The sequence below is a fragment of the Alcaligenes faecalis genome (genome assembly GCF_041521385.1).
Lineage (GTDB): Bacteria > Pseudomonadota > Gammaproteobacteria > Burkholderiales > Burkholderiaceae_B > Alcaligenes > Alcaligenes faecalis_E.
Genome location: NZ_CP168006.1, coordinates 2,332,375 through 2,344,542, shown reverse-complemented (window position 1 = coordinate 2,344,542; position 12,168 = coordinate 2,332,375). Strand labels below are relative to the sequence as shown.

General features: G+C 57.5%; 10 protein-coding genes. All 10 read right to left on the bottom strand.

Going from position 1 to position 12,168, the window contains the following annotated elements:
* The gene (locus ACDI13_RS10535; RefSeq protein ID WP_316989297.1) at positions 1 to 1,335 is read right to left on the bottom strand and encodes an aromatic ring-hydroxylating dioxygenase subunit alpha; all 1,335 of its coding nucleotides are present in this window, start codon (positions 1,333 to 1,335) and stop codon (positions 1 to 3) included.
* 23 nt (positions 1,336 to 1,358) lie between these two features.
* Positions 1,359 to 2,327 (bottom strand): PDR/VanB family oxidoreductase, encoded by a 969-nt coding sequence (locus tag ACDI13_RS10530; protein ID WP_316989298.1) that lies wholly within the window; start codon positions 2,325 to 2,327, stop codon positions 1,359 to 1,361.
* A 329-nt stretch (positions 2,328 to 2,656) separates the two neighbouring features.
* Positions 2,657 to 3,445, bottom strand: a complete 789-nt coding sequence (locus ACDI13_RS10525) for a cyclase family protein (RefSeq protein WP_316989280.1) — start codon at positions 3,443 to 3,445, stop codon at positions 2,657 to 2,659.
* A 247-nt stretch (positions 3,446 to 3,692) separates the two neighbouring features.
* Positions 3,693 to 4,721, bottom strand: coding sequence for a carbon-nitrogen hydrolase family protein (locus ACDI13_RS10520; RefSeq protein ID WP_316989299.1), 1,029 nt, complete (start codon positions 4,719 to 4,721; stop codon positions 3,693 to 3,695).
* 15 nt (positions 4,722 to 4,736) lie between these two features.
* Entirely contained in the window at positions 4,737 to 5,660 is a 924-nt protein-coding gene (locus ACDI13_RS10515; RefSeq protein ID WP_009463820.1) for a fumarylacetoacetate hydrolase family protein, read from the bottom strand.
* Between the two features lie 95 nt (positions 5,661 to 5,755).
* Positions 5,756 to 6,880 (bottom strand): cupin domain-containing protein, encoded by a 1,125-nt coding sequence (locus ACDI13_RS10510; protein ID WP_316989281.1) that lies wholly within the window; start codon positions 6,878 to 6,880, stop codon positions 5,756 to 5,758.
* A 21-nt stretch (positions 6,881 to 6,901) separates the two neighbouring features.
* A complete protein-coding gene (locus ACDI13_RS10505) occupies positions 6,902 to 9,238 on the bottom strand; it encodes a bifunctional salicylyl-CoA 5-hydroxylase/oxidoreductase (protein WP_316989282.1) in 2,337 nt (778 codons plus the stop codon).
* A 129-nt stretch (positions 9,239 to 9,367) separates the two neighbouring features.
* Positions 9,368 to 9,811 (bottom strand): thioesterase family protein, encoded by a 444-nt coding sequence (locus ACDI13_RS10500; RefSeq protein ID WP_316989283.1) that lies wholly within the window; start codon positions 9,809 to 9,811, stop codon positions 9,368 to 9,370.
* A 95-nt stretch (positions 9,812 to 9,906) separates the two neighbouring features.
* Complete coding sequence (locus tag ACDI13_RS10495) at positions 9,907 to 10,422, bottom strand: MarR family transcriptional regulator (RefSeq protein WP_316989284.1); 516 nt, start codon at positions 10,420 to 10,422, stop codon at positions 9,907 to 9,909.
* A gap of 233 nt (positions 10,423 to 10,655) precedes the next feature.
* The gene (locus ACDI13_RS10490; protein WP_316989285.1) at positions 10,656 to 12,161 is read right to left on the bottom strand and encodes an indolepyruvate oxidoreductase subunit beta family protein; all 1,506 of its coding nucleotides are present in this window, start codon (positions 12,159 to 12,161) and stop codon (positions 10,656 to 10,658) included.
* Positions 12,162 to 12,168: the final 7 nt, after the last annotated feature.

Genomic DNA, 12,168 nt, shown 5'->3' with positions numbered 1-12,168 from the left:
TTATTCCTCTTCTTTCTTGGCCTGCTGCTCGGGCAGCATGAACTTCAACCAGGCGCGGAACTGAGCGCGCATCTGCATTTCGCTGGTGCCGTTGATCACCACGTTCTTTTGCTGGTCTTCGTCTTTTTCCACCAGACGGGCCAGGTTCATCCAGTCGCGACCACGCGACTGCAAACCGTGCTGGGCACGCTCGTACATTTCCAGATCGTCGTGACCCACCATGGAGGTCGGTGCGTTGATCAGGCGGTTGTACATCAGGGTGCGTTCCAGGAAGGTGTCAGGCGCACCCACCAGGCGGAAAGTCCAGGACTCCACCAGGGTCTTGTCAGCAGCCAGCGGCTTGAACAAACGCAAGGTCTGAATCGGGCCCTTGACCATGATGTTGGGGAAGTAACAGGTGTTATGACGCGTATCGCCCAAAATGGTTTTGGCGCGCTCTTCACCGTAAGCTTCGACCATCTGGTCCCAATAGCCGGGGATTTCGGAGTAATCCGCGTGGATGGAGTTGCTCACGCCAGTATGGCCGTGACCGTTTTCCCACACGCGAATGCCCATGCCTTCGTAGAACTCGTAAGGCGACATGAAGGGGGCAAACAATTCAACAGCCATGGGTTTGGGTGTACCCGCAGGGGCCGCTTCCCAGGCTTTTACAGCGGTACCCGCCGAGGACTCGTGCGCCACCATGGGGTGACAGGTATCGGTCTGGTTATCGACCAGCATTTTCCAGTTGCACTGGTGCATGTAACGCATCACGCCACCGGCCACTTCCAGGCGACCTTCGGGGGAACGATCCACCATATTGTCGATGGTGCTCAGGGACTCGCCAAAGAAGTCCTCAAAACTCACACCTTCGTCGGCCAGACGACAGAAGACGAAATCGCGGTACACCTTGACGTTCTGTACCGCCGCCATGCCCTTGCTGCCTTCGGTACATTCAAAGCCGGTGTTCTCGTAGCCTTTCTTCAAGGGGATGGACAGCAGGGAGCCGTCCGTCTTGAAGGTCCAGGCGTGGTAGGGGCAACGGAAGAATTTGCCCGTGTTGCCACAGGTCTCGCCCGCCACTTGCACGCCTTTGTGCGGGCAGCGGTTGTAGAGCACACGGATGCTGTCGTCGGTATGACGCACCATGATGACCGATTCAGTACCGACCGTCGTGGTGTAGAAGTCGCCTTTATTGGGCACCTGGCTGGCATGGCCAACGTAGACCCAGGTATTGGCGAACAACTGCTCCATCTCCAGTTCAAACAGCTCCTGGTTGATGTACAAATCCTTGTGGACCTCGGCCTCGCGTACCAATTCGCGGATGGCCTGGGGATTATCACGATACTTTTCCATCATGTTCTCCGTCGCCCTTGGGCTTATAGATCCAGCACCAGACGCGGGGTCTTGGCACGGGAAATACAGATCTGGATAACCTTGTTGCTGGCTTTTTCCGAGTCACTCAGGAAATAGTCGCGGTGGTCAACCTCGCCTTCGATCACATCACAGGTACAGACGCCGCACTCGCCGCGCTTGCAGTCGATCATGGGGTCCAGGCCCTGCTCTTCCATCACGTCCACAATGGTCTTGTCCGCGGGAATTTGCAGGGTCACGCCGGTCTGGCGCAATTCCACTTCAAAAGGCTGGTCACCTTCCTGGGGAGCAGCCGTCACGAACAGCTCGAAGTGAACATGGTCGCCAGGCCAGCCGCGCTGCTTGCAGGCTTCGATCACGGCGTCAATCATGCCTTTGGGGCCACAGACGTAAATGTGCTGGTCCTTGGACAAACCGTCGAGCAGGGTATTCAGGCAGAAACGGCCTTCGCTGTCGTCTGCATAGTGACGCAGAGCCGGGCCGGACAGGGCGCTCAGCTCATCCAGAAAAGCCAGTTGTTCCACGCTGCGACCCGCATAATGCAACTGATAAGGGCGACCCTGGTGATGCAGGGCAGCGGCCATGCTGGCAATGGGGGTGATACCGATACCACCGGCAATCAGCACGGTTTCGGTTTCGCCTTCAGCGCCAGCATGCAAGGGGAAGTCATTCTTGGGGCCAGCCACGCGCAGGGTATCGCCGACTTTCAGGCTGTGCATGAAGCGCGAACCACCCGAGCTGTTGTCTTCCAGGCGCACGCCCAGGCGGTAACAGGTCGGACCCTGTGCCGTGTCGGCGTCCAGCGAAATCAAGGAGTAGCAGCGGTGATCGTTCAGATCAGGAATCTGTACCTGCAGGTGCGAACCCGGCGCAAACGCGGGCAGGGAACCGGCCTGGGCAGGCTCGAGCGTAAAACTGCGAATCAGCGGGGATGCGTTCTGGATGTCCCGGATGACGAGTTCAAAAGTATCCATCATGTGCCTACCATTGAGCATGACTACATCAATTACCCAGCCGAAAAGGCCAAGCCATGGCATCATGTAGCGCCGCAGGGGGCAATGGGACGGTATCGCGTCGCCTGTGAAGGCTGCGTAAGGCTCGTCTACTGTCTCCGCTAAAACCGGCTGTCTGACACCCACATTGGCTGTACGACTGGATCGCTATTCATTCTTTTGTGAATTTATTTTATTGATGAATAGTTTACGGATAAATATATACTGCAGAATATAATGGAAAACCACTAGGTGAGAAAACAGCAGAACCGCATGGTACACAGTTCTGCCACTTCCCCACCGTTTTCTACTTACTGAGCAACCAGTGCAACCACGCGTAATGGGCTGCCAGAACCGGCTTCAATCTTCAAAGGGGCCGACATGATCAGCGCACCTTGAGGGGGCAACTGATCCAGATTGCACAGACACTGCAAACCATAACGGTTGGCACCGTGCATCAGGGTGTGGCAAGGGTAGGCAATCGGCCAGGCGTAGGATTGACCCGCATCGGTGTTGATGGTTTCAACGCCAAAACCGTGAACCTTGCGCTCGTGAATCATCCACTCCACGGCTTCCTGGGCTGGGCCAGGCGTGTGAGCACCGTCTTCACGCATGTTCAGGAATGCCTCGGCATCGTCCACACGCTTGGACCAGTCGGTGCGAAACAGCACCCAGGCACCTTCAGGGATACGGCCATGCTGGGCTTCCCAGTTCTGCAAAAATTCAGAGGTCAGAACGAAGTCTTCGTTCTGGGCCACTTCAGCAGATGCATCCACCACGACGGCGGGGCGCAGGAAGTTGTCCACCGGAATGGTATCGACCGTGTTGTCTGGATGATCCTTGCCGGAGATCCAGTGGGCTGGCGCGTCAAAGTGGGTGCCGGTGTGTTCGCCACAGGTGAAGTTGTTCCAGTACCAGCCTGGACCGTTTTCGTCGTATTGGCTGATGCGCTCAATCGAGAAACCGACCGTCTGGCCAAACTGAGGGGGCAGTTGCAAAGCGGGGAAGCTGGGAGACAGCGTTTGGGTCAGATCCACAAAACGGACCTGTTTGCTGTCGATCGCCTGGATAAAGGCTGCCAATGGATTCGTGTCGCTCATGTCATCTCCTACTTGAATCTTATGTCGTCGTTATCGTTGCCTGTCCCGCATGACGCAGGATAGGGACCAGCCGTTAAAACAGCCCGCTCCTTCAGGCCCGGCACCGCCTTTTTTACAAAGGCAGCTTGCATCTTGAACCGCTGCGGCCAAGCCACGGCGGTTTTTTTTGAGCAGGTCGCTTGAGCAAAGAGACCGGCTCAAAAAACGGTCCCGATCCAACACTGGAAAGGGACCGTCTTGAACCTGCTTACACTTCCTTGTCGTCCAGAACGGAGAACTCGGCAGGATTCAGGTCTGGCTGGGACGCTGCGTCGCCTTCGTAAAAGCGGGCAGGCGTCAAAGCCTTGCGGTTCACACGCAGGTCAAACACATCAAAACGGTTGTAGTGGCCGGTGATGTCGTGCATTTGACGCGGCTGAATGCAGCGCGACAGATCGATATCGGCGTAGGCAATGCCTTCCTTGTCGATCAGTGCTTCGCCCTGAACGCGACCGTCGGGGCCAATAATGCCCGAGAACGCACTGTTGGGACGAGCCAGCAGATCACGTGCTTCAGGATGGCTGGCCGACATGGCATCCACAATTTCCTCGGAAACCGTCGAGCAAGCCACAACCGTAAAGACCTTGCCTTCAAAGCAGTGAGCCGCAGCACGCAGGCGAATGGCCTCAGCCATGTCGTAGTCTTTCGGTGCCACAGGCAAGGCGATATAGCTGGCAACGTGGACCAGCTCACCTTGCGACAACAGGCTGAAACGAGCCAGCGTGTTGGTGTTTTCACCGCAAGCCAAGGCACCCAGAGGGCCGATGGTGGTGTCATGCACACGCATCGAAGAAGCGTCGCCATTGGCCCAGGTCAGCTTTTCAGCCCAGGTGGGAACCAGTTTGCGGTGACGGCCCAGAATGCGGCCGTCCGCGCCAATGGTGACCAGCGTGTTGTAAATGGTGCCGATGCCAACGGGACTGCGCTCGTTCACACCCAACACCACGTTGACCTTGCGCTGGCGACAAACCTGCGCAACCTTCTGGATCTCGGGACCGGGCACTTCGATGGCCGATTTGCACAGGCGCTCGAACCACGGGCTGCCCTCGATCGGGTTCATCACCCAGCTCCAGTAGGGGTAACCGGAAACGAACACCTCGGGGAAGGCGATCAGCTCGGCACCGTTGTCGGCTGCTTCATTGATCAGACGACATACTTTTTCGATGGTCGCATTCGTGTCCAGGAACACAGGCGCTGCCTGAACAGCGGCGGCCTTGAACTGACGCAATTCCAGCATCATGCTCTCCTTTACTTAGTTTTGGGGGGTCACGTCCACGATGGGGTGACGCAATTCACCAATGCCTTCCACCACTGCGTGCACCACGTCACCAGGCCACATCCACTCTTGAGGATCACGGCCAGCGCCCACGCCTTCCGGGGTGCCGGTAGCGATGATGTCACCGGGTTCCAGCGTGATACCGGCGCTGATGTCAGCGATCAGGTCGTTCACGTTGAACAGCATGTGCTTGGTATTGGAGCTTTGCTTGGTCACACCGTTCAGAGTCAGGCTCAGGTTCAGGTTGTGCGGGTCGGTCAGCTCGTCAGCGGTCACGATCACGGGGCCGAAAGGCGCGTAGGTGTCCTGGCCTTTGGAGTAGATCCACTGACCGGCACGACGGCAGTCGCGGGCGCTCACGTCGATCATGACGGAGTAACCGAACACGTACTTCAGGGCGTCTTCCTTGGCCACGCGCTGGGCACGGGTGCCCATGATCACGGCCAGTTCCACTTCCCAGTCCATTTGCTGAGTGATGTTCTTGTTGTGCTCGATGGCATCGCCAGGGCCAACCACGGTGGTTGGTGGCTTGGAGAAAATCACGGGCTGTTTGGGCAGCTCTTTGGAGGTGTCCAGCGTGCGGCTGGATTCGGCCACGTGTTCTACGTAGTTCAGGCCAATACCAAAGATGTTCTTGCGTGGGCGTGGGATAGGCGCCAACAGCTTGACGTTGGCCAGGGGCAGCGCCACACCAAAAGGCATATCGTCGGCGTAGGTTTCCAGCAAGCGAGCCGTGGAGGTCACAGCGGCGGGGCCCAGGTCGATGAAATCGAGCATATTGTCAGGCAGCATGTGGCCTGTGGCGTCGCCCAGGTAACCCAGGTCAACCACCAGATCGCCCACAATGGCACCCAAGCGGCCAGCGGCAGCAACTTCACTACGGTACGTTACAAGACGCATTTCTATCTCCAGATTGGGCCATCTTGTGCAGATGGCTTGAATGAATCGGGTCGGCCCGCCTTGGCAGGCCGTCCAAATAAGTTAAACAAGTAGTCTTACAGCAAGACCTGGTGGCCGCCGTTCTCTGCCAACGCTTCTTCGCGGTACAGATTCAGGGCGCGCATCACGGGCAGGTCGTGGAACGAGAACAGGCAAGCGTCATCCGACGAGGAGCCGTTCACGTGCTCGTGGAACATCCAGGACGGTACGCAGAAAATATCGCGTTCACGCCAGTCAAAGCGTTTGCCATTGATGATGGAATAACCTTCACCCTTGGCGCATTGATACATGATGCTGCCGGTGTGACGGTGAGCCTTGGTGTGCTCACCAGGACGCAGCATTTGCATGCTGGCACCAATGGTGGCCATGACAGGGCCGCCGGTCAGTGGATTGATGTAATCCATGATGACACCATCAAAGGGGCTGCCATCCGTAACCTTGGCGTAGGCCGACAAGGCTTCGTAAGTGGGCTCCCACTCGTACTTGAGCAGGGGCGAGTACGGTTTTTGCCAGTCGTGCAAGGTTGGCTTCAAACCACGGCCACCCCAGATACCCACCGCGTCATTGACGGGGTGCGTAATGGCTTGGGACAAGTCAGGGTGAACGGCGTAGAAACCCGCTTCCAGTGCGTTGACCAAGGGGATGTCCAGACCGTCTTGCCAGATGCAAGGCAGGCCATCGGCTTCCACACCGTGCTCGTGCCAGCAGCCGTTAGGCGTCAGCACGAAGTCATTGGCGCCCAGCGTCATCTTGTGGCCGTCCACAATGGTGTAAGCACCACGGCCTTCCATGATGAAACGCAGGGCCGAGGAGGAGTGCGCATGTGCGGAAGCCGCTTCGCCCGGTTTCATGACCTGCAAACCGGAGTACAGCCAACCCACCGCCGCCGACACTTCCTGGCGACCGGGGTTGTTCAGGTAAATCACGCGACGACCGGCTTTTTCAGGGCTGACCAGATCGACCGAACGCAACACGTAGTCGCGCAGGTCGCGGTAGCGCCAGACCACCGGCACGGATTCAGACTTGGGCTCCCAGGGCTCAATCTTGTTGGCCACCGTCCACAGGGCACCGGCCTCAAACTGAGTCAAATCCTGGTAGTACTTCACCAATTCGGGCGTGTCCTCAACATCTGCACGACCGAGCACGCTTTCGCGGTGGGTGTCAAAACGTTCTTCCGACATGATGCTGTCTCCTTCTGTGTTTTATGACTTGGCAGGGCCGTCCTGGGCCACTGGCGCACGTTTGATTTGGCGCTGCAACCAGTCCTTGCCCCATTCGTACTGAACGGGCCAGGCCAGGTCGGTGTAACCCAGCTCCGCAGCCTGACGTTGTGGCCAGTTCGCGTCGGCCAAAAAGCCGCGCGACAGGGCGCACAGGTCAGCACGGCCTGCAGCAATAATGCTGTTGGCGTGATCCGCTTCCATGATCGAACCCACCGCCATGGTGGCGATACCGGCTTCGTTACGGATACGGTCGGAAAATGGCGTCTGGTACATGCGGCCGTAAATTGGCTGCTGCTCCAGCACCACTTCACCCGAGGACACGTCGATCAGATCGGCACCGGCTTGCTTGAACAGGCGGGCAATTTCCACACCGTCGTCCGCCGTGTTGCCGCCTTCGGCCCAGTCGGTTGCCGAGATACGCACCATGATGGGCTTGTTCTCTGGCCAGACGGCGCGGATAGCCGCAAACACTTCCAGCGGGTAAGCCATGCGATTTTCCAGACTACCACCAAACTCGTCACTACGCTGATTCGTCAGCGGCGAGATGAAGCTGGACAAAAGGTAACCGTGAGCGGCCTGCAATTCGATGCAGTCAAAACCAGCCTGGTCAGCACGCTTGGCCGCGGCCACAAAGGCGTCACGAATTTCGTCCATCTGGGCACGGGTAATCTCGGCAGGCACGGCAGTGACGCCCGCCTGGTAAGGCAGGGCGGAGGCCGACACCAAGGGCCAGTTGCCCTCAGCCAGCGGCTGATTGGCTTTTTCCCAGCCCAGTTGCGTCGAACCGCGACGGCCAGCGTGGCCCAGTTGCACACCGATCTTGGCACCCTGTTCGTGGGCGAAAGCCACCACCGGTTTCCAGGCATTGGCCTGCTCGTCGTTCCACAGACCGGTACAAGCGGGGGTAACACGACCTTCAGGCGTCACGGCCGTCATCTCAGCCATGATCAGGCCAGCGCCACCCATGGCGCGGCTGCCGTAATGCACCTGGTGTGTCGCACCGGGCATCCCGTCCTTGGCGCTGTACATCAGCGTGGGCGAGAGCACGACACGGTTCTTCAACTGCATATCGCGCAGCTTGAAGGGCGTGAACATCGGCGAAGGGGCCTTTTCACCGTCAGCCAACGTCATGCCGGCTTCGGTTGCCATCCAGCGTTCGTATTTTTCCAGCCAGGCGGCGTCACGCATGCGCATGTTCTCGTGCGAGATGCGCTGCGAGCGGGTCAGCATGGAGTAGGTAAACTGCTCGGGCTTCATATTGGCGTAACGGGCCACGTTCTCGAACCATTCGGTCGAGTTGCGGGCCGCGTTCTGAATGCGCAATACGTCCACGCTACGAGCGGCTTCGTAATCTTTCAGGGCCGCTTCCATGGACTCATGGTCCATGTGCTGGGCCAGCGTAATGGCATCTTCCAGGGCCAGCTTGGTGCCGGAACCAATAGAAAAATGAGCGGTATGGGCGGCGTCGCCCATCAGCACCACGGGCACCTTCTTGCCGGTGCCGTAATCTTGCCAATGCACCCACTTGTTGCAGATCACACGTGGGAAACGGATCCAGATGGCCGAACCACGCAGGTGAGTGGCATTGCTGATCAGCTTGTTGCCATCCAGGTGATCGGCAAACAGCTTTTCGCAATAGGCAATGGCGTCTTCCTGCGACATTTCGCCAATACCGGCTTTCTGCCAGGTTTCTTCAGGCGTTTCCACGATGAACGTGGACAGGCCGTCCTGGAAGCGGTAGGCGTGAGCCTGGAACCAGCCGTGTTCGGTTTCAACAAAGATGAAGTTAAAGGCGTCGAACACTTTTTCCGTGCCCAACCACACAAAGCGGCAGTTACGGGTGTCGATATCAGGCTGGAACGCGTCTTCGTAACGGGTACGAATGGCGCTGTTGATGCCGTCAGAAGCAATCAGGATATCGGCGTTGTACTTGCGGGCCAGTTCGGCTTCGTCCGTGACCACGGTCTCGAACACCAACTTGACGCCCACTTCTTCACAACGAGCTTGCAGGATGTTCAGCAATTTCTTGCGACCAATCCCGATAAAGCCATGACCGCTGGAGCGCACGGCGCTACCTTTGAAATGGCATTCAATGTCGTCCCAGTGGTTGAACGCGTCACCGATGGTCTGCGCGGACACGGGGTCAGCTTCACGCAGGTTTTCCATGGTGGCGTCCGAGAACACCACGCCCCAACCAAAGGTGTCGTACGGTCGGTTGCGCTCGACCACAAAAACCTCGTTCTGAGGGTTTTGCAACTTCATCAGCAAACCGAAATACAAGCCGGCTGGGCCTCCGCCAATACATACGATATTCATGATATGTCCGTATGGTCTGAATACATGCTTTCGAGCATAGTATATTTATTAATAAATATTATACAAGTCAACTATTTAAATCAAAAAAAATGGCTGACCTGCACACTACCTGCTACTACTTCAACTAGATCAAGCCTTGCTGCTTTCTGGCTGGGCAATCACATACGCTTGCATGGGGTTGCGCAGAAAATCAGGAATGGGAATACCCAGGTGCGTCTCCAGCGAGGTGGTCACCACAGTCTGGCGCACTTGCATACGCAACACACCGTCTTTACCGATGCAGCGCAACAGCAACGTCAAAGAGCTATTGCCGATGCGCTCCACTCCCAGGCTCATCACCACATCATCACCCATACGGCTGATGGACTTGAACTCGGCATCGATATGCACCGAGGGCATGCCTACCCGTTTGCTGGCGATCATGTTGTGAAAACCCTCGGGGGTCATGGAGTCGATCCATGCTTCCATCAGGTCGTTAAACATCACAAAGTACTGCGGATAAAAAACGATACCCGCTGGATCGCATTCCGAAAAACGGATGCGATGTTCTTGTTCGTACAGCTTGGAAACCATGTTGTAGACACCTTTTTAGCAAGTGTTTTGTGCGCCTGTTCGTGACGCTATCCGCATCCTGCCCGGTTCACAGGCCTGGCAGGATGCACCTTATGCTAGCTGGCCGTGCTTTGCAGATGAACCCGTAACAGGCCCAGATGCTGATGGATATGCACGACCTCCTCGGTACCCAGCCCTTCAAACATTTCAGCAATCCAGTCGCTGTGGGCCTGGGCCATCGCCTCGAAACTGCTTTTGCCCTTGGGGGTCAGTCGCAACACCCAGGCACGTCGATCTGTCGGGCTGCTCTGGCGAGACACCATGCCCTCGCGGGCCAGCTCGTCCGTCAGTCCGGTAATATTGCCGCCGGTCACCATCAGATAGCGCGACAACTCACCCATCTTCAGGCCCTGCGGGTAGCGGTACAACTGGGCCATATAATCAAAACGGGCCAGCGAAATATCAAAATTCTGGCGCAAGCGGCGACGGATTTCGTCCTCGATCTGCTTGGTGCAGGTCAGCATGCGCAACCACAGTTTCAGGCTGGCCGGGTCCTTGGGGCCGACGCGCCCTTCAAAGCCGGCATCGGCCGGCTCTACCAAAAATTCGAGTGCTGCTTCGCTTTGATTCATATTGTTTTTCCCCCAAGCTTTGGCTAATTCAGTTTGACCAACAGGCGGGATATTCTTGCTTGAACAAGTGGCCAAGTAGACACAGGATCTCTGGCTTTCAGGGCCGTGGTCGCAGTGCCAATCCGAATTTATATTCTACTATGAATATTTTAGAAATAAAGTATTTAGGGGGTTAAATCCGTGTCCTCAAGGGTTTTCACCGAGGCCGCCCGAAAGCGGCCCGGTGTGACCCTTTACACCAGAGCGTACTGGCGCAGTGCCGCCTCCAGTTTGGTGCCGTGCTCGTCGGCCAACGCCGCATCACGCAAGGCACCCAGGATGGCAGGTGACAGGGTGCTGGGGTTACGCTCCAGCGCCGACATCACGGTCTGGTAGTTACGCAAGCCACGAGCATGCGTGTCGCCATAGCCTTTAACCAGACGCTGACATTGGGCAATTTCCAGCGCCAGGGCCGGGTGGGCATCGGCAGCCTGTTCAATCTGCTTTAACCAGCCTTCAATACGCTGCTGCTCAGCCTGGTAACGCAGCGTACGACGACGCCAGCGTTTGAAACCCGAGAGCAGGTACAGCGGAATAAAACCGCGCACCGAGCTGGTTTGAATCACGCGACCGGATTTGGTCTGGGATTTCACCAGCTTGTTACCCCAGGTAGGACGCATCAGCCAACGGCCTACGCTGGCAAAAGGCAGGATTTCGCTGATTTCTTCCACGCGGGGGTGCATGTATTCATTGATCGCCACGATCTGGCCGTCGGCAGCGCGCACTTCCTTGTGCACACGGTCAAAACGACTGGAGCGGGTTTTCAATTCGGCCACGCGAATGGCGTCCTCGTAGGACATCCACAGCGCCAGGTAGCGGCCGGTTTCGCGGATCAGGGCCACATCGTCAGGACGGGCAAACTGGCTGATCTTTTTCAGGCGGTCCAGGTACAGATTCGCGTAGGCCACATCCTGGAAGTCCAGAACACGACGCACACCTTCCACCACGATAGGCTGAGCCTGTTCAGGCACTTCGGTACGGACGCGGTCGATCAGCTTGGCCACCGCAGGGTCGCGGGGGGCCAGGGTGGCCATATCAACCGGCTTGTTTTCTGAATCAGATTTACCGGCGTCGCCTTCAGCAACACGGGCGTAAGCGGCACCAAACGCTTTCAGGCTGGGCTTGACGCCCACACCACCGCGTTCGATGGTCTGCTCGAACTGCGAGCGGCTAAAGGGCAGCACGCCGGTGCTGGCCAAGGCGCCAAACAGCACGGCGGAAATCACGCTGCCCGAATCCTCGGCCGCTTTTTCCATATTGAAGTACACAAAACGCTTGGCTGCCTGGGTTGCGTGCGCAATCAGGGCATTGTCGTCCACACGGCCATCGCCCATGGCCGATTTTTCGGCAATGGAATAGACACGGTGTGTGGACGCCACCAGCGTAGTGCGGTCCTCTGTGACCAGGCCACGTTGCACGGCACGACCGGCTTCCATCAGTTCGGAAGCCAGCACCACGTCCACGTCACCGGGCATGGGCATCAGAGCCAGCACGGGTTTTTTGCCATCCACGGCGGCCGAGTGCGGGAACAGTTCCACGTAGTAAATCGTGGCGCCGGTACGCTGGGCCACGCCAGGCACCGAGGTGGTCTGTGCAAAGTAGCCGTTTTGTTCGCCCAGGTTGACGATCCAGTCGGCCAGCACGCCGCCGCCTTCCCCACCCATGGCCAAAATAGCAATCTTGATTGGTTTGATCTGCATGATAAAA

Coding starts and splice junctions, on each gene's coding strand:
- ACDI13_RS10535 (WP_316989297.1), bottom strand. CDS start 1,335: ATGGAAAAGTATCGTGATAATCCCCAGGCCATCCGCGAATTGGTACGC.
- ACDI13_RS10530 (WP_316989298.1), bottom strand. CDS start 2,327: ATGGATACTTTTGAACTCGTCATCCGGGACATCCAGAACGCATCCCCG.
- ACDI13_RS10525 (WP_316989280.1), bottom strand. CDS start 3,445: ATGAGCGACACGAATCCATTGGCAGCCTTTATCCAGGCGATCGACAGC.
- ACDI13_RS10520 (WP_316989299.1), bottom strand. CDS start 4,721: ATGCTGGAATTGCGTCAGTTCAAGGCCGCCGCTGTTCAGGCAGCGCCT.
- ACDI13_RS10515 (WP_009463820.1), bottom strand. CDS start 5,660: ATGCGTCTTGTAACGTACCGTAGTGAAGTTGCTGCCGCTGGCCGCTTG.
- ACDI13_RS10510 (WP_316989281.1), bottom strand. CDS start 6,880: ATGTCGGAAGAACGTTTTGACACCCACCGCGAAAGCGTGCTCGGTCGT.
- ACDI13_RS10505 (WP_316989282.1), bottom strand. CDS start 9,238: ATGAATATCGTATGTATTGGCGGAGGCCCAGCCGGCTTGTATTTCGGT.
- ACDI13_RS10500 (WP_316989283.1), bottom strand. CDS start 9,811: ATGGTTTCCAAGCTGTACGAACAAGAACATCGCATCCGTTTTTCGGAA.
- ACDI13_RS10495 (WP_316989284.1), bottom strand. CDS start 10,422: ATGAATCAAAGCGAAGCAGCACTCGAATTTTTGGTAGAGCCGGCCGAT.
- ACDI13_RS10490 (WP_316989285.1), bottom strand. CDS start 12,161: ATGCAGATCAAACCAATCAAGATTGCTATTTTGGCCATGGGTGGGGAA.